Raw genomic sequence first — 25,001 nt, forward strand, 5'->3', positions numbered from 1 at the left:
ATCGCATCATACTGAAATTACAACTGGCAAACTTACGGCAAAGTGACATATATTATCGAATATATGCCAAAGGAGTTTATATGGTGATTTATGACATTGAAGACACGCCTAGAGAAATCATTGCCCTTGCAACTGATTATGAAGATGGTACATTTCTACCAACGCACCAACATCAACGAGCACAATTTCTATATAGCATTCGTGGCATGATGGAAGTTTCCACAGATCATGGCCGTTGGCTTGTTTTCCCTGATAGTGGCGTTTGGATTCCGCCACAAACACTACATTCTGTAAGGATGCTTAATGCTTCAACACGAAGCTTATACATTTCACCTGAATTATCATTACGTAATCAATGTGAAGTCGTGAAAGTTTCAAAACTCATGCATTCACTTTTAATAGCAGCGACAGATATTCCTCGCTTATATGAATCTCAAGGGCGGGATGCAACTTTGCTTCAACTTTTAATGTATGAAATTCAAAAAGCAGAAGCTTTGCCTTTTCATATTCCTTTGCCACAAGATTCTACTTTATTAGCGCTATGCCAAAACTTCATTCAATCGCCCAATATCCATGAATCATTAGAAAAATGGGCAAGCTTAAGCCATAAAAGCACACGAACATTCTCTCGATTCTTTCAGAAAGAAACGGGAATGACGTTCAGCCAATGGCGACAACATATTTGTTTATTGTATGCGTTAACTGAATTAACAAAACAGCAATCCATCACTAATATCGCGTTGTCATTGGGCTATGAAAGCATCAGCGCTTTTTCTGCCATGTTTAAGAAATCTCTGAATTATTCACCCAGTGAATTTATATTCTTGCAAAATCGTGAATAATCAATCATACAATTTCTAGCTTGATAATGTTATTGTAACTAGGCACTTTATTTCATTTTTAGAAACACACAAAGGTTTATCATGGATTTCTTTTTGATTCTCTTCCCCATCTTTTCTATTTTTGTTGTGGGATTCATTGCACAAAAGATACTGCGCTTTGATATTCAGAATCTATCCAAAATGTCCTTATATGTACTTTCACCATTTCTGGCCTTTCGTACGTTTTACACTCATGAATTAACGTTCGATTATTTCTACTTAGCTTTTTATGTATTTGCACTCTGTTTAGGATTAGTGCTGATCATCAGCCTATGGTCAAAGCTTATGCGCTATTCTGAAAATATCCGCTGTGGCATGATTTTAAGCGCCTGTTTCATGAATAATGGGAATTATGGCGTGCCTGTGATTTTAATGTTCTTTGGCGCACAGGGATTTGACCTTGCTATCATTATGTTGGTGCTTCAACAATTTGTGATGAGTACCATTGGTATTTACTATGCTGCTAAAGGTAGTGATCGCCAAAGTGAAGCATCTTCTGCTAAATATGCATTGATTCGTGTGATTAAAATGCCCGTCGCTTATGGCGCATTGCTCGGCATTCTTTTCCAACTTATCAATATTCCCATTGGTGATTCCGTGATGAAATCCATTGCCATGATTGGTGATTCGTCCATCGTTGTGATTATGATTATTCTAGGTATGCAATTGGCAATGATTCATATTAGAGAAATTGACCTACCCAAATTATCCATTTCTTTAATTGTAAAAATGGTGATTTCACCAATCTTGGCTTACTTTTTAGTGATGCTATTGCCTTTGCCAGAAACTTATAAAACCATCTTAATCATCTTAGCCGCAATGCCTGCAGCTGCCAATACAACTTTACAAGCGGTATTCTTCAATACACAACCTAAACTAGTTTCTAGCTCAACATTCATCAGCACAATTTTAAGCTTAATAACTTTACCGATTGTGATGTGGCTGTTAGATGTTTCAATCCCGACATGATCATATTACTACTTACCAAGTAACTTAGGTTGTTTGCAATAATATGTTATTTTCCTATGTGGGTATGTAATCTCAATATCATGATCACGAATATAATGATCCCTTAACTTACTAATAAAACTCTCTTTTTTAAGATATGGACGTTGGTTAGTTGCACAAAACTGAGCAATATCTTTTTTATTACACAAACCAATGACACATAAATTTTCATCGATGACTTTATCTAAATTCTTTTCATATAAAGCGCGATACAAACCAGATGTATAAAGTCTCTTTTTATCGTTCCATTCCATCCAAGGTGCAGCGCGTGACTTTGCATAAATATATGATATATCGACAATACCTTGATTATTTTTTAAAGTTATCTCTTTGTTATCACAAAGATCTCTAGCAATATCATAATTCTGATTAACGATCTTTCGAGCATAGCTATTACCTTGCTGAATAATAATATTTTTATCCATATTGGAAAGAATTTTATTATTTTTATCCACATAAACAGGCCTATCATAATCGACTGGTGGACTATAAGAATTATCTGTCCGTCCCAAGAGACACAAATCACCTGTAGAAGAGCATCCACTAACGATAACAAATAAGATTAAATATGTAAATTTATCCATCTAAAAAACACCTTATTTTAATAGGAATTCTTATGATTATAATTTATTAGCGCGATGATTATGAATTAAGCCAATGAAGATCACGAGCAATAATAAAATTGCAGAAGCCAACGCAAATACTCCAAAATAGCCCATCATAGTAATGGGTTTTAACCACCCAAATAACAGAACATACGGTGCACAAACGATTGCTAAAACAATCACTATTAAAACTAGAAAGATGGGCATTGTAAACCTTATGGATAATCAAATAACCATGAATTTAACAAAGCAAAAGGCTCGCGAATATAAGCAACAAAAATAGAGCGAGTATCTGTCGGCGTTGCTGCAGCTAATCCTGAAACATGTTCAATGCCTGAACGTGCTGCCAGCATTAATGATCTTGGTAAATGGAAATCATTTGTCACAACAACTGCATTGTGAATATCCATCAATTTTTTAGAATTAATAAATTGATGCGCTGTGCGAGTGGAATCATCTTCCAATAAAATATTTTCTTCTGGAATGCCACGTTTTACTAAATATTCCTGCATCACTTCTGCTTCGCTTTTTTCTAAGCCTTGCGTTTTACCACCAGAAACAATAACTTTAACCTGTGGTGCTTCCAACCAATATTGATAAGCCATATCCAAGCGATTTTTCAATGCTTTTGTTGGCTCAAGTGGATCACCTTCAATTTGATAACCTAAAACAATCACAGCATCAGCATTGTCAGTTGCATGGATATCCTTAACTTGAGAATGAATAATGCCATTGCCCACACAAATGACAACTAAACACATTAAGAAAAATAGAAAAACGCCGCAACGAAAGTTGCGAAAGCAAAAAAGGGCAAATGATTGTGTGGATGTTTTTTTATTATTATTTGTCATTTACCCTTCTCATAAATCTTTACCAGTTAATTATCAATTTGAGCCATTAAGCTTAGCATTTCAATCACTGTTACCGCAGCATCTGCACCTTTATTCCCTGCTTTTGTGCCTGCGCGTTCTAAAGCTTGTTCGATACTATCTGTTGTTAATACACCAAATGCAATTGGCTTTTGATGATCTAAACTTACGTGTGCGATACCTTTAGAAACTTCGTTAGCAACGAAATCAAAGTGTGGTGTAGATCCGCGGATGACAGCGCCGAGACAAATAATAGCATCAATATCATTTTTTTTCGCAAATTGTTGTGCGATTAAAGGAATTTCAAACGCACCTGGCACCCAAGCCAACTGAATATTGTCTTCACTTAAACCGTGACGTTTCAATGCATCCACTGCACCATCAATTAATTGCTTTGAAATTAAACTATTAAAACGACCTGCAACAATAGCAATTTTCTTATTTTGAATGGATAATTGGCCTTCGATAACTTGCATAATAAATCTCCTAATAAAAAAATATTTAATCAAACTGTTTCACTGAAATACTAATTCTTAATTACCTGAACTCAAACTATAAGTAATGCCCCATTTGAGTAGCTTTAGTTGCCAAGTAATCTTGATTCTCTTTTGTCACAAATTTAGGTGTTGGAATGCGTTCTAAAACTTCAATGCCATTTTTACGCAATACTTCCACTTTCTCAGGGTTATTTGTAATGAGTTTCACTTGTGATTGCTCGAAATATTGCAAAATACGCGCAGCAATTGTGAAATCACGACTATCCACTGGATGACCCAAAGATAAATTGGCATCGATCGTATTTTGCCCTTGGTCTTGCAATGCATAAGCGCGAATTTTTTCAGCTAAACCAATACCACGGCCTTCTTGGCGAAGATAGATCATCATGCCATTTTCAGCTTTCGCAATCGTTTCCAAGCCAAAATTCAACTGTGCTTGGCAATCACATTTAATAGAATGGAAAATATCACCTGTTAAACATTCTGAATGAATGCGCATTGTGAGTGGTTTACTTGCATCAAAATTTTCATTACGCAATACAACGTGTGGCTCGCTACCTTCGCTATTTGGGAAAGTATAGATTGTGAAATTGCCATAAGCTGTTGGCAAATGTGCTTGGCTCATCACTTCTAATTTCGTCGCTTTCTCGATGAGGTAATTACGATAATCGACAATATCTTGAATCGTAATTAATGGCATTGCTTCTTTAGCGCTCAATGCAGTTAATTCTTTACGGCGCGCCATTGTGCCATCCTCATTCAATACTTCACAGATCACAGCAACGGGCTTCAATCCTGCCAATTCCATTAAATCTACCGCGGCTTCAGTGTGCCCACGACGCACTAAAACGCCGCCATCTTTCGCAATCAATGGGAAAATATGACCAGGCTTTTTAAAATCTGCCGCTGTTGTACTGTCATCCGTAATTTTACGGCAAGTTAAAGCACGCTCGCCTGCTGAAATCCCAGTATGCGTAGAGATATAATCCACAGTGACAGTGAATGCTGTTTGGTAGCTATCTTCATTACGCACAACCATCGGCGTGAAATCGAAACGTTCAGCAATTGGTGCAGTCAATGGCAAGCAAACTAACCCACCTGCTTTTTTGATCATCGTATTCATGTGCGCATCAGAGCAATGCTCTGCGGCAACAATCATATCACCTTCATTTTCACGAGATTCATCATCCATTACAATGATAATTTCGCCACGTTTTAATGTATCTAGCGCAGCTTCAACACGTTGAATCATTGCTTTCATCTTAATATCCCCATTCTGCTAATTTGTCATAACTCAAAGTTGATTGCTCTTTCTCTTTCAAGATGTACTTGCCGAGCTGATCAAATTCAATATTCACACGATTACCCTCTTTCAATTGATGAAGATTGGTAATTTCAAAACTGTGTGGAATCACGCTGACACTGAACGCATTCGCTGTTACATCCGTCACTGTTAAACTGATTCCATTGATTGCAATTGAACCTTTTTCAACCACTAATTTTTGATAGTCTCTCGCTAAAGCAAAACTTAAAACATAGCTATTTTGAAGCTTCTGCAAGGATTGCAATGTCGTCATCGTATCTACGTGTCCAGAAACAATGTGACCATCCAATCGACTATTGGCAAGCATTGCGCGCTCTAAGTTAACACGACTGCCCATTGTGCTACTTGCAAATGTGCTACGCTTTAAGCTCTCTGGCGTTAAATCTGCCCAAAAACCATAATCATCAAATTTTGTCACAGTTAAACACACGCCATTGCTAGAAATGCTATCGCCGATCTTGACGTTTTCTAGCACCTTTTTGCAGCCAATTTTGATCGTGATAACATCCCCACGATGCTGTTTAGCTTGCAATACACCTATTTCTTCAATGATGCCTGTAAACATTATTCAACCTCCTTCAAGGTTGCTCGTACATAAATAGAAGTGCCTAATTTTTCCGTTTCATGAATGGATAAAATTGGTGCTTCTGATAAATCTGTAATATTGCTGTGATCCCACAAGCTTGGCGCTTTGGCATCACCAATTAATCTTGGACCATAAAACAGTGCAAACTCATTCACTTTTTGAGCACTGATAAAAGCATTATAAATACTGCTGCCGCCCTCCAATAGCACGCTCATGACTTTTTCTTCATAGAGTTTAATCAACACTGAATCTACGGTAATTTCATCATCATTCAATTCAATTAAATGCACATTCTTAGCTATTAATTCGGCCTTTAAACCTGCATTGATAGCTTGGTTTTTAGGATAGATAATCCAAGTTGGTGCAACTGCTGTATCAAATAATTGATAATTTGAATGCTCAATACCATTGAAATTACGAAGCAGTAACACACGAATAGGATTGGGATAATTTTGATCAGGAATACGCACAGCTAAACTTGGATCATCATTCAATAATGTTTTTTTACCAATGATTATCGCATCATGCTTTGCACGTAATTCATGCCCTTTTAATCGTGCATCAACGCCTGTAATCCATTGTGAATCACCTGATTGAGATGCAGTTTTACCATCCAAACTCATAGCGGCTTTCAATGTCACAAAAGGTGATTGTGTTAATTGATTATGAAAAAATATATGATTGATTTGGCGAGCTGAATCAGAATCTGCACAAATAGCTTCAATGCCATTTGCCACTAGGAAAGCTTCACCTTTGCCTGCCACTGATGGATTAGGATCTTGCGTTGCATACACAACTTTTGTGATGCCAGCATTTAAGATTGCCTCTGTACAAGGACCTGTTTTACCATGATGACAACAAGGTTCTAGCGAAACATAAATCGTCGCACCGATTGTGCTTTCGTGATTGTCTTGAGCATTTTGAATCGCCACCACTTCAGCATGTGCTGTACCCGCTTTTGCATGAAAGCCTTCACCAATAATTTTGCCATCTTTCACAATCACAGCGCCCACATAAGGGTTTGGTGAAACGAATCCCATAGAAATCGTTGCCAATGCAATGGCTTTATCCAAAAATTGATGATCTGATTCAGTTAGCTTGTTCATATACCCTCTATCATTAGATTTATTTTGGGGCACAAAAAAACACAGCATAGACAGCATGCCAAATAATAGGCACGTGAATAGAGTTGTGATTTATCTTTTACCATCCAGACTATACTGTCGGTTTTGGAATTTCACCAAGATCAGCTTTCGCTCGCGGACTATCACCGCCGGTCGGGAATTGAATTGCTTCGCACCCTGCCCCAAAGATAAATTTTTCAATTGGCAAAACTCTATCACATATAATTTTCGATATCAAATCACATGCTACAAGTTGTCCGAAATGAGGTTTTTCAAAAATAGAATTATAAAAGAGGCTTATGCTCAAAGAGATAATCAATGAAAGCCCGTACTTTTGCTGGCACATACTTCGTGCTTGGATAAACAATATGAACATCCAATGGCTCTAAACGATGCTCAGGAAAAAGCTCCACTAAATCGCCACTTGCAATGGCATGATCTACGGTAAAGTCCAATAACTGAATAATGCCATAGCCATTAATCACGCTCATCACTGCACCAAAAGGGTCGTTATACAACATTGCAAAATCTAAATTTAATGCATTTTCACCTTTTACTTTCCATGGCAATGGCGTACTAACACTAGGAAATTTCAGTCCAATGCATTTATGATTTTTCAAATCACTGAGGGATTTTGGTGTGCCATATTTTCTTAAATACTCTGGAGATACTACAATTTTCTGTTCAATCCTTGCGTATAATCTTGCAACTAAATTTAAATCCGTCACTTCGCCAATTCGAATTGCTAAGTCAAAGTTTTCTCGCATAAAGTCCACATAAGCTGTACTCAAGAATACTTCCATTTTCAATGTTTCATCATACTTTTCCATAAAACCATTGATCACAGGAATCAATTTATTAATCGCCAAACTATCAGGCAAGCTAATGCGCAATGTTCCACGTGGTACAGAATTATTCAATAGATGGTTTTCAATTTCCTGAATACTTTCTAGAGATTTACGGCAAGTTTCATAATAACTTCGCCCTTCCTCTGTCAAACGAATAGAACGTGTTGAACGATAAAACAATTTTAGTTTTAATTTTTTCTCTAGGCGCTGCACAGCTTTACTCACAGCTGATGGCGTTACACCCAATGAAATTGACGCATCTGTAAAGCTTGAACTCTCCGCTGCTCGGCAAAATACTTGAATATCATCTAACTCTAACGATTGTAATGGTTTCATGTTCGCATTCATTCTATTTATTCCTGTGAGGCACAAATGATTTTCCTGTTAACGATAGTAACAAAAAACTGATTTCATTAACATAGCAATCAGTTTGAAGTTATGGCTAACACACAAACAACTATCTCATTATATTTTTTAAAAGGAGTTTCACATGAAAACATTATCTAAATTGGCTATTCTTTCCCTATCAGCAACAATGGTAACAAGTATCGCAGTTGCTCAACCTTATCCTGCATATCAAGTATTGAATGACTTAAGTGCAGAACAAGTAACACAGTTGAAACAATTGGGTCGCATTTCTGAAAATAATCCGATTAACCCTGTATATGAAGCAAAAGTGCAAAGCATTTTAACACCAGCACAAAATGCAGAATACACTTCAAAAATGTATGGTCCAAGAACGTCATCTAACTCTAACGATTTCAACTTCAATATGGACAGCAAATAATGTTAACGTTTGATCGTCATATTGAAACATTGATCAATCGCCCAAGCATTAACAACTCGTTAATGCTTGCGGGCAGAGCTTTGATGGCATACTTATTCATCATCGCAGGTTGGAATAAAATCTCAGGCTATGCTGGCACAGCAGCCTACATGGAATCTCAAGGTATTCCAGGTAGCTTAGTCTATGTAGTGATTCTATTAGAATTCGGTGGTGGATTGGCATTATTAATCGGCTACCAAACGCGCATTGTTGCGTTCTTTTTAGCATTTTTCTGTATTGCATCAGGTTTAATTTTCCATGGTGCACCAGAAGAAGCAACCAGTTTAATGAAAAATTTAGCGATGGCAGGTGGATTCATTTATATCCTTGTGCAAGGCGCTGGAAAATTCAGCATTGATAGTTTCCTAACGAAAAAATAATTTTTCTCTGATTATCTATGCCATTCCCCCGAATGGCATTTTTTTGCCCAAAAATCAGTAATATGACCTATAATTTCACTATCTCCCTAACCTCAGGATTTTTGTGAAGCAAAGAACATTACGTTTACTCTTCATTAGTTACGTTATTCCAACATTGGGCGCTATGCTCATCAGCGGTGCTTACCAATTAATTGATGGTTTCTTTATCGGGCATTTTATAGGTGCTGAAGGCTTAGCCGCTGTTAATATTGGTTGGTCATACATCACAGTTTTATTAGGCTTTGGCTTGTTGGTCGGCGTTGGCACAGGCAGTTTATATTCCATTGCCAAAGGTGCAGAAGATGATAAGGAAGCCCGAAAAATCATTGGGCAATCCATTACATTAATTCTTATTCCTGGGTTAATCTTCGGCATCATTCTCTATCTTTCAGCACCCACATTGGTTTATATGTTGAGCGATGCAGAATATCGTGTGAGCCAAAAATTCGTTACAACTGCTTATATGGCAATTGATTTCATCCAAGTATTTGCAGTCAGTTCACCATTAGTGATTGGTAGCTTAGCCTTACCATTCCTCGTTCGCAATATGGGTAAACCTTATTATGCAACGCTCTATATGGCAATCGGCGTTTCCATCAACGTCTTATTTTCTTATCTCTTCATTGTTGTATGGGAAATGTCTGTCTTTGGTGCTGCTGTTGCCAATATTTTAGGTGAATCATGTGCTATGTTTTTAGGTTTATATTACATCCTTTTCAAAAGTGGTGAACCCCTTAAACCTCATCACTTTAAGCCTAATTTCACGTTGATTAAAAATATTATGGTCAATGGCGCATCCACATTCTTTATGTACATTTATGTGGGCTTTATCATGATGTTGCATCATAAAATGCTCGTAAAATATGGTGGCACAGTTGCTGTTTCTGCTTATACAATTACAGGCTATATCATCACGATCTATTATTTAGGCATGGAAGGCATTGCCAACGGTGTGCAACCCATCATCAGTCGTTTATATGGCCGTGAAAATTATCTTTCAACACGCGCAATCATTCGTATGATGGCTTTTGTGGGCATGACTTATGGCATTACACTAACAATATTCTTACAGATATTCCCTGAGTTTTTTACAGCACTCTTTACCAATGAACTGGAACTTTCCAAAGTCACCATTCATGCTATTAATTTCCATTTGCCACTGCTCTTTTTAGAAGGTGCATTTGTCATGGTCACAGTCTTCTTCCAAGCCATTGGCGAAGGTACAAAAGCTTTAGTAATTTCCATTGGTAATTTAGTGATTCAGATTCCTTTCCTATTCATCGCACCTAAATTCTATCAACTAGATGGCGTTTGGGTTGCAATGCCATTAAGCTCTGCATTACTAGCTGTACCTGTGATTTATTGGGCATATTTACGTTATAAAAAAATCTCATAAGAGTTATTCACATAATAATGGTTAACAATGATGCAATCTTTGCGTACTATCAAAGTATTGATTAAATTTAATATATAAGGATGTACGATGAACTCTCGCACCACCATAATTTTAAGCTTCAGCATTGCTGTTGCTTTAGCAGTCACAAATATGAGCCAAGCACGCCCATTGGATGAAATTCGAGCTTCTGGTACCCTAAAAGTTGGCGTACCTGGAGATTATGCGCCTTTAGCATTTTACGATAAAGATAAAAATCTTGTGGGCTTCGATGTTGATCTCATCCAAGATTATGCTGCAAAGCAAAATCTCACTGTTGAATTTGTACCAACCTCTTGGCCAACTGTTAGCCAAGATTTAAAAGCCAATCAATTTGATGTGGCAATTGGCGGCATTACATTCACAGATCAACGCGCACAAGAATTTTTTCTCACAGAAGAAATTCTACCCAATGGCAAAATAGCTTTAGCTCGTTGCACAATCTCACAAGAAATTGGTAACTTTGAAAAAATTAATCAACCAACAGTGACTTTAGTTGTCAATCCTGGAGGAACTAATGAATCATTCGTCAATGAACGTATAGATAAAGCTAATGTTGTGCGTGTTAAAGATAACTTCGATAACATCCAAGCACTACGTGATCAAACTGCTGATGTCATGATTACAGATTTAATTGAAGGTAAATATTACCAACACAATGAACCGAATGTTCTATGTATGGCAACAACTGAGCCATTCACTGGTACTGCAAGCTACAAAGCTTATATGGTAAATCAAGATGATGGCAAACTACTCAATAGCCTTAATGGTTGGTTGCAAAATACTGAGTTAAAAACTTTCCAAGATAAATGGGGAATGTAATAACCAACCTACCATCCCACTTGCAATGACAACTAACCATATTGGCAATTTCCAATACATTAATGCAACGAATGCGATTAGCGCTAAACTAAAATCTGTGGCATTGAAAATTGTATTTATCCAAATGGGTTGATAGAAAGCCGCTAATAACAAACCAACTACAGCAGCATTGATCCCAATTAATGCTGCTTTTGTTTGAGCATGATGACGTAAGCTTTCCCAAAATGGCAAAGCCCCCACAACCAACAAAAAAGATGGCAAGAAAATTGCCACCAAAGCAATCATTCCACCCACCCACCCATTAGGAAATTCATTCATACTTGCACCTAAAAATGCTGCAAATGTGAATAATGGTCCAGGTACAATCTGTGTTGCGCCATAACCTGCTAAAAACAAGTCATTGCTAACTCTACCAGTTTCCACAACTTCGGCTTGCAATAACGGCAAAACTACATGTCCACCACCAAAAACCAAAGACCCTGCACGATAAAAATCATCGAACATGATGGCTGTAGTATTTGGCCAAATCCATACAATCATAGGTAAAATTATCAATAATACAAAAAACATTAATAGCCAAATACCGCCTGATTTTTTTGAAATTGGGACGTTTAAAACTTGATGAGTATCATCAAGATTAGGCTGAAATAATTTCCAACCTACAAATCCCGAAATGATAATTGCTAAAACCTGCCCGATTGCCGATGGAACTGCCAAGACAAAACATGTTGTGATCACCATAATGGTAATCCTAGCTTTATCAGGGCAAAGGTTCTTTGCCATTCCCCAAATTGTTTGAGCAACAATGGCAACAGCTGCAATTTTTAATCCATGCAAAATTCCTGATGTTGCAATATCACTATATTGCGCTACACCCAATGCAAAAATAATCAAAAAAATTGCTGAAGGTAGTGTAAACCCTAACCACGCTGAGAATGCGCCTTTATATCCTGCTTGAGATAAACCAATTGCCATGCCAACCTGGCTACTCGCAGGACCTGGCAAAAACTGACAAATAGCAACAAGATCGGCATATTGCGCATCGCTCAGCCAACGTCTTTTACTGACAAATTCTTCTCTAAAATAGCCTAAATGTGCGACTGGCCCACCAAATGATGTTAACCCTAACTTTAAGAAGATTAGAAACACCTGCCAAGCAGAAATAGATTGAGACACAATCATTGCCCTTATGAATCAGAAAACGATCTAACAGTATAACTATTAAATATGACAGAAATATTAAACTAGTACATCTTCATCGCTAAACTATTCAACAGTTTTCTGCGTACAGGCCAATCTGGTAAAAATGTAGTCATGAATGCTTTAAAACGGTGATTATGGCTGCGTTCCAATAAATGTACTAATTCATGCACGAGTACGTATTCCAAACACTCTAAAGGATATTTGGCTAATTCCGTGTTGAGCCAAATCCTTTTGGCTCGAGTATTACAAGTGCCCCATCGTGTTTTCATTTTCTTCAATCGCCATTCTGATGATTGCACTTGCATAGTTTCTTCCCATTGCAGGATCAATGTAGGCATGATTTTTTGGATTTCCATGCGATAAAGGTTATCTAATAACTTAACTTTTTGCTCAAGAGTTAAATCACCATTGCTTTGCAAAATCATCTGGTCATCTCGCATAAAAGCTTCTGCTTTTTTGTGATCAGTTTCCAATAGCAATGGATAGGATTTTCCCCATAAACAATGGATTTCACCTGATTGATATTCCAGTTCTGGTTTTATTGACAAAGATGATAATTTAGCTAATTGTGCTTTTACCCAAGGCAAATGGCTTAACAGAGTCATTTGAATTTGTGTTTGGGGTAACCTTTTCGGCACGCTGACGTAAGCTTTGCCATCTTTTTTCACGCGGATATAGAGATTTTTAATGGCTTTTACATCCAAAATAAACTCAATATCCTCGATAATTACACTACTATGTTTAGTCATGTTTTTGAACAAAAACTTTATAATCCGTTAAATATAGATTAAATTTCTGAGTATTACCAACATGTAAAGCCATGTGAAATTTCATATAAGCTTTCATGGATTGAGAATCCGAAACTCGTGAACCAAAGCCCAATGTTTGCCACATAAGTTGAGTAATCCACAAACCATGCCCAACAATGGCACTGTTATTTTCTAATGTGAATAATGTTGGTATAAAATCTTCAACTTGTGCACAGAACTCATTATATGTTTGCCCTGTTTCACCGCGTCTTGCATTAGGATCAGCTTCTTCCCAATAAGCAATTGCCAATGGCAAGCGTTCTTCACCTGTTAAACCTTCCACAAATTCATAACCAAAAGTATTGAACTCATTCAATCCTGAGAACTGCAAAGGCTTCATATCATATTTTTGCATCAATGGTATTGCTGTTTGTGTTGTACGAATAAACTTAGAAACATAGATTTTCGATGGCTTTTCCAACCATTCATCTGCCAATAATTGCGCTTGCACCAAACCTGTCTCTGTTAATTCAACAGTCTCATTCGGCTTACTGATTCCACCTGCATTCGCTTCACTTTCTGCATGGCGCGCAAATATAATCTTTTTCATCAGTTATCCTCATTGCTTAATTAGTGATCAAATAAAAAGAAGATCTTTTATTTACTTATATTTCAAACAATTAATATAGTTATAAAAAGATCTTCACTTTTTCCTCACAATTTTATCCACAGGTTATTTGGATAAAATGGGATAACTCCAAACAACTTCAAATTTCTGCTTTCTCTCCTACGGCGAGAAAGCTTCTAGATAAATATCTAACAAATTTAAAAAGGTGCTGAGGATAACTATTCGCTTTTTGCCAATGTTTGAAGATAGAGCATAATAGCATTGGATTCATACAACCAAGTCACAGATTGATCTTCATTCACAATATACAAACAAGGTACTTGGCGTTTGCCACCCTCATTGATCAAGCGCTCTTCAGCAGCTTTATCATTCAATGCATCCACCAATTCAATTTTTAAGTTCAAACGGCGAATTTCACGGCGAACTTTCACACAAAATGGACAAGCGTGAAATTGATACAATTTTAATTGTGCTGTTGCTTCATCCAATTTCTTTTGCTCTTCCACTGCACGAATCATTGGTGCTGGCGCTGTTAATTTATCCAAACCTAAAATGATTTTGCCTAAAATCCAACGAATTACTTTCATTATTTTTGCTCCTTAGCTGTTTCCCATTGTTGCCATGCATTGTAACCACCTTGTAAATCGTAAACTTCTTTAAAGCCTAGATCCAACATGATTTTGCGTGCTTTTTCACTGCGATTACCTGAGCGACAAAATATATAAACAGGTTCATCTTTATTCAAACCTTTCAATTTCACTGTGAAATCTTCTGACAAATAATCGATGTTTTGTGCTTTACCAATTGTACCTTCATTGAACTCGTCAGCAGTTCTCACATCCACTAATTGAATTGAATGGTCTTTCATTAATTCATCATAAGTTGCAGGATCACGTAAATAGCTAACATCATCACTCCAACCCAATTGCAAAGTAAATAGACATATCATCAATAACAGAGTCTTTTTCATACTTTTCTCCACAAAACAAAAGCCCCAATCTGAGGCTTTTCTCGATTAATAAAAAACTAGGCTTTCTTTAAGAATAGTCTACTTAACCAACAAGTCATCATAATACCTAGAACTAATGCAAATATGCCATAAATGATCATCATATATTCAGCCATATTTAAACCCCACAATGACCATGTATCCTCACCACAAATGCCTGTTTGCATGAAATGCGATGGGAACCATCTGTGCATTGGCAGACCAAATGGGAATGATGCTTCTGTCATAGAGCAGCTACTTGTGAAAGGATTATAATCTGGACGCAAACGATCCAATGTAATCATTTCCAAATTCAAGCTCCATAAAAAGCCCTTAACAATCGCCCAAAATGCACCAATATAACCAATCAGTTTTAAAATAATATTCTTTGGATAAAGTGCCGTAATAAATGCAAATACTGCTATTGCGATCATTGCAAAGCGAATATAAACGCACATTTCACAAGGCCTTTGTCCTAAATGCTCTTGGAAATAAAAGACAGCAATCAACTCCAATGCTAATGCAATGAATCCACCTAAAATCCATAACCAGCGTTGATCTTGCCATTTGGCAACAGTTTGCCACCATGAGTTTTTTTGATTGAGCTTAGACATAATTTTAATCTTCTTTTGAAGTTTGTAATGTACGAATCACAGCTTCTAATTCTGTAACACGCGCTTTTAAATCATCCACTTCGCTGCGTGTTTTTAAAAGAATCTTCTGTTGGATTTCAAATTCATCTTGTTTCGCGAATTTAAAGTTTGGCAAAACATTTTCAAGCTGCTCTTTCACAACTCGATCAATCTCTGCATGAGTGTTTTTTAAACCTTCTGGCAATGATTCCTGAATTTTACCTGCCATATTTTGTAAAAAATCTTTTGGCATAACGCCCTCACAACTTTCAATAAAGTCATCATTATACGCGAAAGATTAGCTCCATCGTACCAATAAAGATAATAATCCTGCTGCAATTAATGGGCCAACTGGTACACCATTAAAGACCGCAACACCAATAATTGTGCCGATCAATAATTCAGGTACATACATTGGGCGAACTTCCAACAATGAAGCACCTTCTCCACCAAGCCATGCAACTGCAATGCCCATCAAAACGGCAGCAATGGATTGCCAATTCTTCAATGAGCCAAGTACTTCCATAAAATTAATTTTGCCACTGGCTAAAGGAGCCATTACACCAATTGTGAGAATAATCACCCCAAGCCATAAACCTTTCTTTTCTACTAATGGTAAAAATTGATTTAAGGGCGTAACTTTCATCACAATTAATACAAGCATTGCAATCAGCACTGTATCGTTTTTGCTGAGTAAGCCTAATCCTGCAATGACTAATAAAAATAGCAGTGTAAAATCTATGTTTTCCATTAATTTCTGTAATCCTTGTTTCATGCATCATCCATTGAACGATATCGATCAAATATAATATAAAGTATGCTACCACTTAAGCAAAATGGTTCATAATATGTTGGATTAACCATTTACTTTAATATCAATGATAAGGGCTTAACATGACATTATCTTGGACAAAACTATTAATCACATCCATATTATTACTATCATTCAGCCATGCTGTGCCTTATGCGCCAATAAATATTGATCAATTACTGGTTAAAAAAGAGCAAGGCGCGACAATTAACCTTCAATATTTACAAGATCGCATTGCAGAATTATCTAAAAATGCAGGCACATATCCAACACAATTTGATTCAGAAACTGATAAAACTGAAGCAGCCAAAGAAGCTCAGGTTTTATTGGAAATTGCCAAAACAATGACAGAAGCATCCGATGAGCCAAGTACACTGTATTTATCCATGCAGATTGCGCGCATTGGACATAATTTAGATATTAAAGGTGCGGCAGAACAAGCTATCAGTTATGCAGATCGTTTCATAGAAAAAACACCTGATGATTCCACTGGTTATTTCTTCATGGGCGCATTCTTATCCGAATCAGGAAAAGTCAAAGAAGGTCGACCTTATTTAGACAAAGCATTAGAGCTAGGTAATGAAGCTGCTCGCTGGTCAATTGCTATGTCATATCTATTTGAAGGCAATGCAGAAGAAGCTTTAAAAGAATTAAAGCTTTATCAAAAAAGCTATCCAAAAGATGATCGTGCTAAGCAACTCATTGAAGCGATTAATAGCGGTAAATTAGAGCTCAAAAGTTCAGAACCTAAATAACAACTATAGAAAAGCCACTCAATTGAGTGGCTTTTCTAATACTAATATTTTGTAAATATTAAACTAATTCTCCATCAAATCAATATCTTTCGTTTCTTTAGAAAAAGTAATCGCGATAAAGCTGATAATACCAACCACAGCTAAATAGTAGCCCACATAATAAATACCTTTCTCAAAGCCCATTAAATATGTGATCGCAAATGGTGGCAATGATCCGCCTAAAATCCCACCTAAGTTATAGGTCATCGATGCGCCTGTATAACGTACTTGCGTAGGGAAAATTTCCGATAAAAATGCCCCCATCGGTGCAAAGTTAAAACCCATTGCAAATAAGCCAAACGATAAATAGATTGTTGTCCGTGCAACATTACCACTCGTTACAGACATGCCAAATAACAAACCCGCTGCCATGATAATGAAATAACTCAACAATAAAATCGGTTTACGACCATAACGATCACATAATAAAGCTGAAATGGGTGAAGCTATTGCCATAAACATAACTGCGATGGATAACATCACTAAATATTCTGTGCGTGTATAAACATGCGTTGTTACTGTGCCATACTGCAATGAAAATACTGTAATGATGAAAAATAACGTATAACAAGCAACCATACTAATCGAGCCAACTGCCAACATTTTTGTGTGTTTTGTGAACATTTCCATTAATGGAATTTGCACCTGTTCTTCTGATTGCTCTAATTTCTTAAAGGCAGGGCTTTCAATGATGCTTAAACGCACATATAAACCAACAATCACTAATACAGAACTTAAAATAAATGGTATGCGCCAGCCCCATGAATTCACAGCTTCTGTCGTTAACATTTGCTCTATCGCAATAAAGATTCCGCACGCTGCTACAAAGCCAATTGGCGGACCTAATTGTGGAAACATGCCAAACAATGCTCGTTTACCTTTCGGTGCATTTTCTGTGGCTAATAATGCTGCCCCACCCCATTCGCCACCTAAACCTAAACCTTGCCCAAAGCGCAAAATGCATAATAAGATTGGGGCAATGAACCCTATAGAATAATACGTTGGCAAGAAACCAATCAAAGTTGTACTGATGCCCATAATGAGCAATGAAGCCACCAATGTAGTTTTTCGCCCAATGCGATCACCAAAGTGACCAAACAGTGCAGAACCTACAGGACGCGCGACAAATGCGACACCAAAGGTTAAAAATGTTAACAGCGTTTGTGCTTCAGGATTCGTAGATGGGAAAAACAATGGACCGATAAACAATGCCGTCGCTAAGCCAAAAATATAGAAATCATAAAACTCAACTGCTGTACCAATGAAGCTTGCAAATGCTACACGAACATAAGAATTTCTTGGTTCTGCTTCTTTTGCTGTTGCCATGGTTTCATCCATGGGCTCGAAAGTATCTTCAAAAACTGTCGACATAAAACACCCTTTAGACGGAATAACGTCTTTTTTATATTTATAAAATTCGCTAAACCTATTGGCGTTGTAAAGCAAGGGTGCGTGCTTTGAACATTAGTAACCTTATGGGTTTTATGACCAATAGTACTAATGGTATATCACATATATTTGGGAAGATGAAGGATAATACTGATAAATAATATTTTCACAATAAAAAAGCCAGATAAATTTCTAGCTTCCTAATTACTTCAATCGGCACAACTTATGCGAAATAATATAGCTCTGCATTGATGGGATATTTGATACCGCCAAGCTTTTTAAATTGTCGCTCTTTGGGTAACAATGGCAATACTGCATTCACATAATCAAATGGGCGATGGATATATCGATCTTTCAGATCATTCAATTGCGCCATCACAGTCTCATCCACTAAAGGTTGATCTACCCAATCATCTTCTTTTTCATCATGCACATATTCGATGAAATAATTTTGAAAGTGCTCATCCCACAATGTTTCTGCTGTTTGCCTTTCATGCACGATCACAATATTGTCATCATAATTCTGCCATTCTGCGGCATCCATTTTGTTCTCTTTCAAAAAACGATCTTTTACAATGAAAGGAATATTATGCTCATAACCTTCGCGCATATTATCTTGGATCATTTGGATCATCTCTTGAAGCTCTTCTGGGCTTTGCTTTTGCTTAGGATTATCTTGAGCAAATTTGTCCACTTGAGACTTTGCATAAGCATAATCCGCAAAGTTTAGATGAATCAAATAGTCCTGTTGCATCGCATATAATTGCTCAATGATAGAACTTAACTTCTCGCCTTGTACAGCAAAAATGCCATCTTGAGAAAACTCTGTAGACATATAGTGCAATAATTCTGTCAATGATGTTTCTGGTGGCAATTTTTCTGTTTTCACATTGCTTGGGTACGGCAAAGATGCAAATGGGCTATTGGAAACACCGCGAATGGTTTTATCTTGATAACACTGCATCATGTCGATCATTGGCTTATCTAGTTGCTCGCTATCATAAATCGCAATGTGTTGAGTTTTAATGCGGTTTTGCAGGAAATAAACATAAATACCCGCAGGTAAATCTGACACAAATAAATAATTCGGCTGAACTAAATGAAAGTCTAGATGCTCAGCTTCATGGATCAATTGATCAATCATAGCTTGATGTGCAGTTTCACCACGATATGCAGTTAATTTCACTCGTGGCTGATTGATGATTGGTATGCCATAATTTGGCATTGTCATCGCTTTTTTCATCATTCGGCTGATCCAAAAACGAAAGCCAATAATCGCCAACAAAACAACAATAATCACAGCCACAATCGCCGCACCAATAAACTTCCCAACTAATAATATAAAATCCATTCAAATCCTTTGTTTTACTTTTTAATACTTATTTTTCAGTCGATTAAATTAGATTGGCATTATACAAGAGGATTTATTGATAAAGCTATCAAACAAAAATAAGCAACTCAATTGAGTTGCTTATTTTGACATAAAAGCTATTTGAATTTACCTCTGATTCTTCATCATCAAATCAAGCTTTTCCCAAATTTTCTCTAAGCGCTTTTCAGAAACAGGCACGACCGTTTTCATAGGTTGCGCGAACAGTGAAACGGCTAGCTCTTCAATCATCCAACGATACTCCACAACTTCCACAATCTCACCAACTTTCATGGTCGCTGTTTTGAGCTGAGATAAATGCTGATCAATGATTTTGGCATGATCACCATCACGGCTCATATTTTGGCTAAAGCGCTCCACGCGAACTACCATTGCCTTCATATAACGTGGCAATTGCTTGCGCCATTCTTGTGGCGTATTGCTAATAAAACCTGCATAAATCAAGCGATCTTTCGCTTTTTGAATCGGCTTTTCGATCATAGCTCGATTCATCGGATGCATTGCACGAAGTGCATCGGAAACCTTTTCACTTTCCATAAAAATTTCGATCACAAGCTTCGTTAAGTCCGTTGCTTCACTCACGATTGTTTTACGCATATTATTCAGCAATGCATTGAATGTCGCTGCATCTTTTGGCAATTTTGCTTCATCCAAATAATCGCGAATCAAAGCTTTCATCAAATCATCTTTGAGGATCGCTTCGTTACCTACTTGGCGGAACATCAAAGCCAATTTGCCAAATTGAGGCCACTGCTTTTGTAGATATTTAACTTCTTGGCGAAGCTCTTTTAAACTCAAATCAATCAGAGTTTGCAAATGTGCACGGTTCGCTTCACTTTGGCGATCATATAATTTTGCCTTCACGCCATTTTCAACTTCTTCTAACGCAACATATCCAACCAATTGAATACCGTTTCTTGTGAATTTAACTTCTGATTCAATCGCCCAATCATCTGTTGTGAATACTTTCTCAGCCGATTGTGATTGTGTTACTGAGCTATTTTCACTAGTATCAACTTGCTTTTGCTTCTGTTTTTTAGGCTTATTTGGGGAAGCTGCCAATGCTTGGAAAGCTGTTTCCGCTTTATGGGAAAACTGCTGCTTCAAACTTTCTAAATCACGACTTTGCCCTAATGTTTTACCACCTGCATCGATGATGCGAATGTTCATACGCAGATGTTTATCGAGTGCTGATTCATCAAATTCATGTGGTTCAATTTCAATCTGACGAAGCTTTTTAATGATGGTTTGTAATTGATAATAGAGATTACCTTCTGCAAATTCGATCTCGTTAAAAATCTTATCCGCAAAATCAGGCAGCGGCACAAATTGACGACGATAACTTTTTGGCAAAGTGCGAAGTAATTCCGTAATTTTTTCTAAAATCAAACCGTGTGATAACCAATCCAATCGTGTTTGATCCAATAAATTGAGCGCTGCAATTGGCACAAGCAACGTCATACCATCATCTTGATGTGCAGGATCAAATAGATATTGTGTATTGAGTTTTAATCCATTCAATTCCAATACTTCAGGAAAATCATCGAGATTCAGATCTCCATCGTGCGCGAGAATATCTGATTCAGTGAAGATCAAAGCATCATTATTTTTACGAACTTGGCACCATTTTTCGAGCTTTTGTACCGAATAACAATCCGCTGGTAAACGCGAATCGTACCATTCATAAAGCACAACTTCTTCTGCCAAAATATCACGGCGGCGCGTTTTATCTTCCATCTCTTCCACTTTTTCAATCGTAGCTCGATTCTGTCGATAGAAATGCGCACGCGTTGCAATGTCATCTTGAATCAATCCTTCTTTGATCATCAATTCACGAGATAATTCAGGATTAATACGTCCAAAGCTCACAGGGCGATTGCGAATGATCGCGAGGTTAAACAAGAACACCGTTTCATCTGCAACAGCCTGCCCTTGCTTCTTACTCCAATGGGGTTCGTTGTATTGCTTTTTGATCAAATGAGAACCGATGGATTCCAACCATTCAGGATTAATGCCCGCACACATGCGCGCATAAACTTGTGAAGTTTCTACAATCTCCATCGCCATTAACCATTTCGGTGGTTTTTTATACAAGCTTGATCCTGGGAACACGCGGAACTTTTGTCCCATTGCACCTTGGTAAGCATTATCTTCCCCAAGCGCACCAATGTGATCCAATAAGCCCACCAATAAAGATTGATGGATCATATCTGTGGCAAAAGTTGGGAACTGATAATTACTCTCTTGCTCACCTGAAATTTCAGGCAAATCATTCAATGTAATTTTAGAAGCTTTGAGCATATCTTTGATTTGCTGGTACAACTCAAACCATTCACGCATACGCATGAATGAGATAAAATGTTTACGGCACAATTCACGCAAATAGGACTGTGAATTGCCTTTCACTTGATTTTGATACCAGAACCATAAGTTCAAGTAACCAATGAAATCTGACTGCTTATCCTTAAACAAACGATGCTTTTCATCGGCTGCTTGTTGTTTATCAATCGGGCGCTCATTCGGATTCTGAATGGATAGCAAAGCAACTAAAATTAAAACTTCTTGCCCAATGCCATGTTCAATGCCTTTAAAGATCATTGCACCAAAACGAGGATCCAATGGTAATAATGCAAGCTTTTTACCCAATTGAGTTAAGTAAGAATTTTCATCAATCGCCTTAATTTCACGAAGCGCCATGTAGCCTTCTTTAATTTGACGAAGCTCTGGCGGTTCAATGAATGTGAAATCTTCAGGATTACCCAAGCGCAAATGTGCCATCTGTAAAATTACAGAAGCCAATTGTGTGCGCTTAATTTCAGGATCTAAAAATAATGGACGATTATCAAAATCTTCCTGACTAAATAAACGAATGGCAATACCTTCACTCACACGGCCACATCGACCACTTCGTTGATTTGCAGAAGCTTGTGCGATCGGCTCTATCAATAAACGCTGTAAACGGGATCTTGGACTATAGCGACTAATACGAGCAACGCCTGTATCGATCACATATTTAATGCCTGGTACTGTTAAGGATGTTTCTGCAACGTTTGTTGCCAATACAATGCGAAGCTTATGATGTGGGGCAAATATACGATTTTGCTCTGCATTGCTTAAGCGAGAAAATAGGGGCAATACATCATAATAACGAGAAAATTCTTTATGCAGAACATCCGCTGCATCTCGGATTTCACGTTCACCTGGCAAGAATACTAAAATATCACCCGGTTGCTCTTGTGACAGCTCACGCACAGCCGTTGCAACGCCTTCGATCATATCTTGATCATCGCCATCATCATCTTGCAATAATGGACGATAACGAATTTCTACAGGATAAGTTCTACCTGAAACATTGATGATGGGAACTTTTGATTTAGGCGTAGAAAAGAAGTTTGCAAACTTTTCAGGATCAATCGTTGCTGATGTGATGATCACTTTGAGATCTTTACGCTTTTCTAAAATGCGCTTTAAAATTCCCAATAAAAAATCAATGTTCAACGAGCGCTCGTGCGCTTCATCGATGATGATGACTTCATATTGATTTAGATAAGGATCTTTTGTGAGCTCTGCCAATAAAATACCATCTGTCATTAATTTCACAGTGGTTTCTGACACTGTTTGATCCGAGAATCGCATTTTATAGCCCACAAACCCACCAATTGGCACTTTGAGTTCTTCTGCGATGCGATCAGCAACACTTCTTGCCGCTAATCGTCTTGGTTGCGTGTGGCCAATTAAACCTTTCGCGCCTAAACCCAATTCTAAGCAGAATTTTGCTAATTGCGTTGTTTTCCCTGAGCCTGTTTCACCACAAATCACAACCACAGGATGATCAGCCAATGCAGCTTTAATTTCATCCCGCGCACGTGCAATTGGCAATGCTTCATTGTATGTAATTTCAGGGAATTGTTTTAATTTAGCCTGAACATTGGCACAAGATTCTGCCATCTCAGCTGCGAGTTTTTCGATCTCTTCTGGTGATGCATCCTTTTTCTTAAATTGATGCAAGGTACGACGAAAAAAGTGAGCACGCTTTAGCTCAACTTGCGGTAATAACTCAAACAGCGATGACAAAGAATTCTGACTCATGACATATTCAGTAAAAATAAAATAGTGTCATAGGTTATCACAAATCAGTTTATTTTACGCTTCTGCTGATAGAAACTGTTGTTCTAATTCTTCAAAAGGTAAATTTCTACCAATCACAACTAGAGTTGATTCGGCAGTTTCATGAGCTTGCCATTCATCACCATAATCAAAACCCACAACTTTATAAACACCTTGAATAATTAAGCGTTCTTCATTATTGGCAATTGCTAAAATGCCTTTATAGCGGAGCATATCATTGCCATAATTTTCGATCATCTGCTCCATCACGCTGCCAATGGCATCAATGTCCATTCGCTTGCCACGAAATACGTAGGATTTAATGTCATCATTCCATGAGCGTTCATTAGGATCAAATGAAAATGGCTGAAAACTCATTTGGCTTTCTGTGGATTCAAATTGATAACTGCCCTTTTGGACATTGAGATTATTATCAATTTCAAAGGCTTTAATATCCAACCAAGATGCTTTAGGCAATGCACCTAAAACTGCTTCTAATATTTCTGCTTTCTGATTGATGCGATTCAAGCGATTCAATACAGCTTCTTTTTGCTCACTATCTACACGATCAACTTTCGTCAATACAATGCGATCAGCAAAGCCAATTTGCGCAGAAGCGACACGATGTTCATCGAGCTGGATCAATGCATGTTCTGCATCCACTAATGTGATCACTGCATCTAAATAGACAGAATTACGGATTCGTTCATCCACAAAGAAAGCTTGAATGATCGGTCCAGGATCTGCCAATCCCGTTGTTTCTAAAATTAAGCGATCAATCGCCACATCACCACGTTCAATTTTATCGAGGAGTTCATGCAGAGCTTCAGTTAATTCACCACGAACGCTACAACAAATACAGCCATTGCTTAACTCAATTAATTCCATCGTTTGGCTATGTTTCAATAAAGCACTATCAATGCTCACTTCGCCAAATTCGTTTTCAACAATCGCAAGCTTTTCACCCTGATTGTTCGTTAACAAATAATTAATGAAAGTTGTTTTGCCTGAACCTAAAAACCCAGTCAATATTGTAACTGGTAACATCGCCCCACCTTTTTAATCCTTA

General features: G+C 37.5%; 27 protein-coding genes and 1 riboswitch. Of the genes, 7 read left to right on the top strand and 20 right to left on the bottom strand.

Going from position 1 to position 25,001, the window contains the following annotated elements; all coding sequences use genetic code 11:
* The first annotated feature begins 80 nt into the window (after positions 1-80).
* Both BZK16_RS02030 and BZK16_RS02035 read left to right on the top strand, forming a co-directional pair.
* A complete protein-coding gene (locus BZK16_RS02030; RefSeq protein WP_077927229.1) occupies positions 81-842 on the top strand; it encodes an AraC family transcriptional regulator in 762 nt (253 codons plus the stop codon).
* A gap of 81 nt (positions 843-923) precedes the next feature.
* Positions 924-1,850 (top strand): AEC family transporter, encoded by a 927-nt coding sequence (locus BZK16_RS02035; protein WP_077927230.1) that lies wholly within the window; start codon positions 924-926, stop codon positions 1,848-1,850.
* Between the two features lie 8 nt (positions 1,851-1,858).
* On the opposite strand, the gene BZK16_RS02040 is transcribed toward BZK16_RS02035, so the two are convergent.
* The 8 genes from BZK16_RS02040 to BZK16_RS02075 all read right to left on the bottom strand — a co-directional run bounded on the left by BZK16_RS02040 (position 1,859) and on the right by BZK16_RS02075 (position 8,090).
* Positions 1,859-2,473 carry a hypothetical protein gene (locus tag BZK16_RS02040; protein ID WP_077927231.1) on the bottom strand — a complete coding sequence of 205 codons (615 nt, stop codon included), beginning with the start codon at positions 2,471-2,473 and terminating at the stop codon, positions 1,859-1,861.
* Between the two features lie 36 nt (positions 2,474-2,509).
* Positions 2,510-2,701, bottom strand: a complete 192-nt coding sequence (locus BZK16_RS02045) for a hypothetical protein (RefSeq protein WP_077927232.1) — start codon at positions 2,699-2,701, stop codon at positions 2,510-2,512.
* An 8-nt stretch (positions 2,702-2,709) separates the two neighbouring features.
* Positions 2,710-3,345: a YdcF family protein gene (locus BZK16_RS02050; protein WP_077927233.1), complete on the bottom strand. Its 636-nt coding sequence runs from the start codon at positions 3,343-3,345 to the stop codon at positions 2,710-2,712.
* A gap of 26 nt (positions 3,346-3,371) precedes the next feature.
* Positions 3,372-3,839: a 6,7-dimethyl-8-ribityllumazine synthase gene (gene ribH, locus BZK16_RS02055; RefSeq protein ID WP_077927234.1), complete on the bottom strand. Its 468-nt coding sequence runs from the start codon at positions 3,837-3,839 to the stop codon at positions 3,372-3,374.
* Positions 3,840-3,915: 76 nt separating this feature from the next.
* Positions 3,916-5,121 carry a 3,4-dihydroxy-2-butanone-4-phosphate synthase gene (ribB, locus tag BZK16_RS02060; protein ID WP_077927235.1) on the bottom strand — a complete coding sequence of 402 codons (1,206 nt, stop codon included), beginning with the start codon at positions 5,119-5,121 and terminating at the stop codon, positions 3,916-3,918.
* 1 nt (position 5,122) lies between these two features.
* Positions 5,123-5,749, bottom strand: a complete 627-nt coding sequence (locus BZK16_RS02065) for a riboflavin synthase (protein WP_077927236.1) — start codon at positions 5,747-5,749, stop codon at positions 5,123-5,125.
* On the bottom strand, positions 5,749-6,876 hold the full coding sequence (gene ribD / locus BZK16_RS02070) for a bifunctional diaminohydroxyphosphoribosylaminopyrimidine deaminase/5-amino-6-(5-phosphoribosylamino)uracil reductase RibD (RefSeq protein ID WP_077927237.1): 1,128 nt from the start codon (positions 6,874-6,876) through the stop codon (positions 5,749-5,751). The genes BZK16_RS02065 and ribD overlap by 1 nt, the downstream gene beginning before the upstream one ends.
* An 88-nt stretch (positions 6,877-6,964) precedes the next feature.
* Positions 6,965-7,088, bottom strand: a riboswitch (FMN riboswitch).
* A gap of 90 nt (positions 7,089-7,178) precedes the next feature.
* Positions 7,179-8,090 (bottom strand): LysR family transcriptional regulator, encoded by a 912-nt coding sequence (locus BZK16_RS02075; protein ID WP_233145150.1) that lies wholly within the window; start codon positions 8,088-8,090, stop codon positions 7,179-7,181.
* Positions 8,091-8,232: 142 nt separating this feature from the next.
* On the opposite strand from BZK16_RS02075, the gene BZK16_RS02080 reads away from it, so the two are divergent.
* The 4 genes from BZK16_RS02080 to BZK16_RS02095 all read left to right on the top strand — a co-directional run bounded on the left by BZK16_RS02080 (position 8,233) and on the right by BZK16_RS02095 (position 11,241).
* Positions 8,233-8,529, top strand: a complete 297-nt coding sequence (locus BZK16_RS02080) for a hypothetical protein (RefSeq protein ID WP_077927238.1) — start codon at positions 8,233-8,235, stop codon at positions 8,527-8,529.
* Positions 8,529-8,948 carry a DoxX family protein gene (locus BZK16_RS02085; protein ID WP_077927239.1) on the top strand — a complete coding sequence of 140 codons (420 nt, stop codon included), beginning with the start codon at positions 8,529-8,531 and terminating at the stop codon, positions 8,946-8,948. Before BZK16_RS02080 ends, BZK16_RS02085 begins: the two co-directional genes overlap by 1 nt.
* Positions 8,949-9,051: 103 nt before the next feature.
* The gene (locus BZK16_RS02090) at positions 9,052-10,383 is read left to right on the top strand and encodes an MATE family efflux transporter (RefSeq protein WP_077927240.1); all 1,332 of its coding nucleotides are present in this window, start codon (positions 9,052-9,054) and stop codon (positions 10,381-10,383) included.
* Between the two features lie 87 nt (positions 10,384-10,470).
* The gene (locus BZK16_RS02095) at positions 10,471-11,241 is read left to right on the top strand and encodes a transporter substrate-binding domain-containing protein (protein WP_077927241.1); all 771 of its coding nucleotides are present in this window, start codon (positions 10,471-10,473) and stop codon (positions 11,239-11,241) included.
* Here the strand turns inward: BZK16_RS02095 and BZK16_RS02100 are convergent.
* The 8 genes from BZK16_RS02100 to BZK16_RS02135 all read right to left on the bottom strand — a co-directional run bounded on the left by BZK16_RS02100 (position 11,209) and on the right by BZK16_RS02135 (position 16,192).
* Positions 11,209-12,417: a chromate transporter gene (locus BZK16_RS02100; RefSeq protein WP_233145151.1), complete on the bottom strand. Its 1,209-nt coding sequence runs from the start codon at positions 12,415-12,417 to the stop codon at positions 11,209-11,211. The two genes, BZK16_RS02095 and BZK16_RS02100, sit on opposite strands and share 33 nt — an antisense overlap.
* A 68-nt stretch (positions 12,418-12,485) precedes the next feature.
* Positions 12,486-13,193 (bottom strand): M48 family metallopeptidase, encoded by a 708-nt coding sequence (locus tag BZK16_RS02105; RefSeq protein ID WP_077927243.1) that lies wholly within the window; start codon positions 13,191-13,193, stop codon positions 12,486-12,488.
* Positions 13,186-13,803, bottom strand: a complete 618-nt coding sequence (locus BZK16_RS02110) for a histidine phosphatase family protein (protein WP_077927244.1) — start codon at positions 13,801-13,803, stop codon at positions 13,186-13,188. The genes BZK16_RS02105 and BZK16_RS02110 overlap by 8 nt, the downstream gene beginning before the upstream one ends.
* A 236-nt stretch (positions 13,804-14,039) precedes the next feature.
* Entirely contained in the window at positions 14,040-14,408 is a 369-nt protein-coding gene (locus BZK16_RS02115) for a glutaredoxin family protein (RefSeq protein WP_077927245.1), read from the bottom strand.
* Positions 14,408-14,791, bottom strand: coding sequence for a rhodanese-like domain-containing protein (locus BZK16_RS02120; protein ID WP_077927246.1), 384 nt, complete (start codon positions 14,789-14,791; stop codon positions 14,408-14,410). Before BZK16_RS02120 ends, BZK16_RS02115 begins: the two co-directional genes overlap by 1 nt.
* Positions 14,792-14,847: 56 nt before the next feature.
* Complete coding sequence (locus BZK16_RS02125; protein WP_077927247.1) at positions 14,848-15,423, bottom strand: disulfide bond formation protein B; 576 nt, start codon at positions 15,421-15,423, stop codon at positions 14,848-14,850.
* A gap of 4 nt (positions 15,424-15,427) precedes the next feature.
* Entirely contained in the window at positions 15,428-15,694 is a 267-nt protein-coding gene (locus tag BZK16_RS02130) for an accessory factor UbiK family protein (protein WP_077927248.1), read from the bottom strand.
* Between the two features lie 45 nt (positions 15,695-15,739).
* Positions 15,740-16,192 carry a DUF441 domain-containing protein gene (locus BZK16_RS02135; RefSeq protein ID WP_077927393.1) on the bottom strand — a complete coding sequence of 151 codons (453 nt, stop codon included), beginning with the start codon at positions 16,190-16,192 and terminating at the stop codon, positions 15,740-15,742.
* A gap of 143 nt (positions 16,193-16,335) precedes the next feature.
* Between BZK16_RS02135 and BZK16_RS02140 the strand changes: the two genes are divergently transcribed.
* Entirely contained in the window at positions 16,336-17,007 is a 672-nt protein-coding gene (locus BZK16_RS02140; RefSeq protein WP_077927249.1) for a tetratricopeptide repeat protein, read from the top strand.
* Positions 17,008-17,070: 63 nt separating this feature from the next.
* Here the strand turns inward: BZK16_RS02140 and BZK16_RS02145 are convergent, their stop codons facing one another.
* The 4 genes from BZK16_RS02145 to BZK16_RS02160 all read right to left on the bottom strand — a co-directional run bounded on the left by BZK16_RS02145 (position 17,071) and on the right by BZK16_RS02160 (position 24,979).
* The gene (locus tag BZK16_RS02145; RefSeq protein ID WP_077927394.1) at positions 17,071-18,384 is read right to left on the bottom strand and encodes an MFS transporter; all 1,314 of its coding nucleotides are present in this window, start codon (positions 18,382-18,384) and stop codon (positions 17,071-17,073) included.
* A gap of 274 nt (positions 18,385-18,658) precedes the next feature.
* Positions 18,659-19,786, bottom strand: a complete 1,128-nt coding sequence (locus BZK16_RS02150) for a hypothetical protein (RefSeq protein ID WP_077927250.1) — start codon at positions 19,784-19,786, stop codon at positions 18,659-18,661.
* Positions 19,787-19,933: 147 nt separating this feature from the next.
* Positions 19,934-23,914, bottom strand: a complete 3,981-nt coding sequence (gene hrpA, locus BZK16_RS02155; RefSeq protein WP_077927251.1) for an ATP-dependent RNA helicase HrpA — start codon at positions 23,912-23,914, stop codon at positions 19,934-19,936.
* Between the two features lie 54 nt (positions 23,915-23,968).
* The gene (locus BZK16_RS02160) at positions 23,969-24,979 is read right to left on the bottom strand and encodes a CobW family GTP-binding protein (RefSeq protein ID WP_077927252.1); all 1,011 of its coding nucleotides are present in this window, start codon (positions 24,977-24,979) and stop codon (positions 23,969-23,971) included.
* Between the last annotated feature and the right edge of the window lie 22 nt (positions 24,980-25,001).

The organism is Wohlfahrtiimonas populi (assembly GCF_002006795.1).
In the GTDB taxonomy this organism is placed as follows: Bacteria; Pseudomonadota; Gammaproteobacteria; order Cardiobacteriales; family Wohlfahrtiimonadaceae; genus Wohlfahrtiimonas; species Wohlfahrtiimonas populi.

What these genes read in the sequence shown, in the direction of transcription:
- BZK16_RS02065 (WP_077927236.1), bottom strand. Translation starts at nt 5,749, where the DNA reads ATGTTTACAGGCATCATTGAAGAAATAGGTGTATTGCAAGCTAAACAG.
- ribH (WP_077927234.1), bottom strand. Translation starts at nt 3,839, where the DNA reads ATGCAAGTTATCGAAGGCCAATTATCCATTCAAAATAAGAAAATTGCT.
- hrpA (WP_077927251.1), bottom strand. Translation starts at nt 23,914, where the DNA reads ATGAGTCAGAATTCTTTGTCATCGCTGTTTGAGTTATTACCGCAAGTT.
- BZK16_RS02160 (WP_077927252.1), bottom strand. Translation starts at nt 24,979, where the DNA reads ATGTTACCAGTTACAATATTGACTGGGTTTTTAGGTTCAGGCAAAACA.
- ribD (WP_077927237.1), bottom strand. Translation starts at nt 6,876, where the DNA reads ATGAACAAGCTAACTGAATCAGATCATCAATTTTTGGATAAAGCCATT.
- BZK16_RS02040 (WP_077927231.1), bottom strand. Translation starts at nt 2,473, where the DNA reads ATGGATAAATTTACATATTTAATCTTATTTGTTATCGTTAGTGGATGC.
- BZK16_RS02135 (WP_077927393.1), bottom strand. Translation starts at nt 16,192, where the DNA reads ATGGAAAACATAGATTTTACACTGCTATTTTTATTAGTCATTGCAGGA.
- BZK16_RS02110 (WP_077927244.1), bottom strand. Translation starts at nt 13,803, where the DNA reads ATGAAAAAGATTATATTTGCGCGCCATGCAGAAAGTGAAGCGAATGCA.
- BZK16_RS02075 (WP_233145150.1), bottom strand. Translation starts at nt 8,090, where the DNA reads ATGAATGCGAACATGAAACCATTACAATCGTTAGAGTTAGATGATATT.
- BZK16_RS02085 (WP_077927239.1), top strand. Translation starts at nt 8,529, where the DNA reads ATGTTAACGTTTGATCGTCATATTGAAACATTGATCAATCGCCCAAGC.
- BZK16_RS02140 (WP_077927249.1), top strand. Translation starts at nt 16,336, where the DNA reads ATGACATTATCTTGGACAAAACTATTAATCACATCCATATTATTACTA.
- BZK16_RS02115 (WP_077927245.1), bottom strand. Translation starts at nt 14,408, where the DNA reads ATGAAAGTAATTCGTTGGATTTTAGGCAAAATCATTTTAGGTTTGGAT.
- BZK16_RS02030 (WP_077927229.1), top strand. Translation starts at nt 81, where the DNA reads ATGGTGATTTATGACATTGAAGACACGCCTAGAGAAATCATTGCCCTT.
- BZK16_RS02080 (WP_077927238.1), top strand. Translation starts at nt 8,233, where the DNA reads ATGAAAACATTATCTAAATTGGCTATTCTTTCCCTATCAGCAACAATG.
- ribB (WP_077927235.1), bottom strand. Translation starts at nt 5,121, where the DNA reads ATGAAAGCAATGATTCAACGTGTTGAAGCTGCGCTAGATACATTAAAA.
- BZK16_RS02125 (WP_077927247.1), bottom strand. Translation starts at nt 15,423, where the DNA reads ATGTCTAAGCTCAATCAAAAAAACTCATGGTGGCAAACTGTTGCCAAA.
- BZK16_RS02045 (WP_077927232.1), bottom strand. Translation starts at nt 2,701, where the DNA reads ATGCCCATCTTTCTAGTTTTAATAGTGATTGTTTTAGCAATCGTTTGT.
- BZK16_RS02120 (WP_077927246.1), bottom strand. Translation starts at nt 14,791, where the DNA reads ATGAAAAAGACTCTGTTATTGATGATATGTCTATTTACTTTGCAATTG.
- BZK16_RS02095 (WP_077927241.1), top strand. Translation starts at nt 10,471, where the DNA reads ATGAACTCTCGCACCACCATAATTTTAAGCTTCAGCATTGCTGTTGCT.
- BZK16_RS02130 (WP_077927248.1), bottom strand. Translation starts at nt 15,694, where the DNA reads ATGCCAAAAGATTTTTTACAAAATATGGCAGGTAAAATTCAGGAATCA.
- BZK16_RS02035 (WP_077927230.1), top strand. Translation starts at nt 924, where the DNA reads ATGGATTTCTTTTTGATTCTCTTCCCCATCTTTTCTATTTTTGTTGTG.
- BZK16_RS02050 (WP_077927233.1), bottom strand. Translation starts at nt 3,345, where the DNA reads ATGACAAATAATAATAAAAAAACATCCACACAATCATTTGCCCTTTTT.
- BZK16_RS02145 (WP_077927394.1), bottom strand. Translation starts at nt 18,384, where the DNA reads ATGGATGAAACCATGGCAACAGCAAAAGAAGCAGAACCAAGAAATTCT.
- BZK16_RS02150 (WP_077927250.1), bottom strand. Translation starts at nt 19,786, where the DNA reads ATGGATTTTATATTATTAGTTGGGAAGTTTATTGGTGCGGCGATTGTG.
- BZK16_RS02105 (WP_077927243.1), bottom strand. Translation starts at nt 13,193, where the DNA reads ATGACTAAACATAGTAGTGTAATTATCGAGGATATTGAGTTTATTTTG.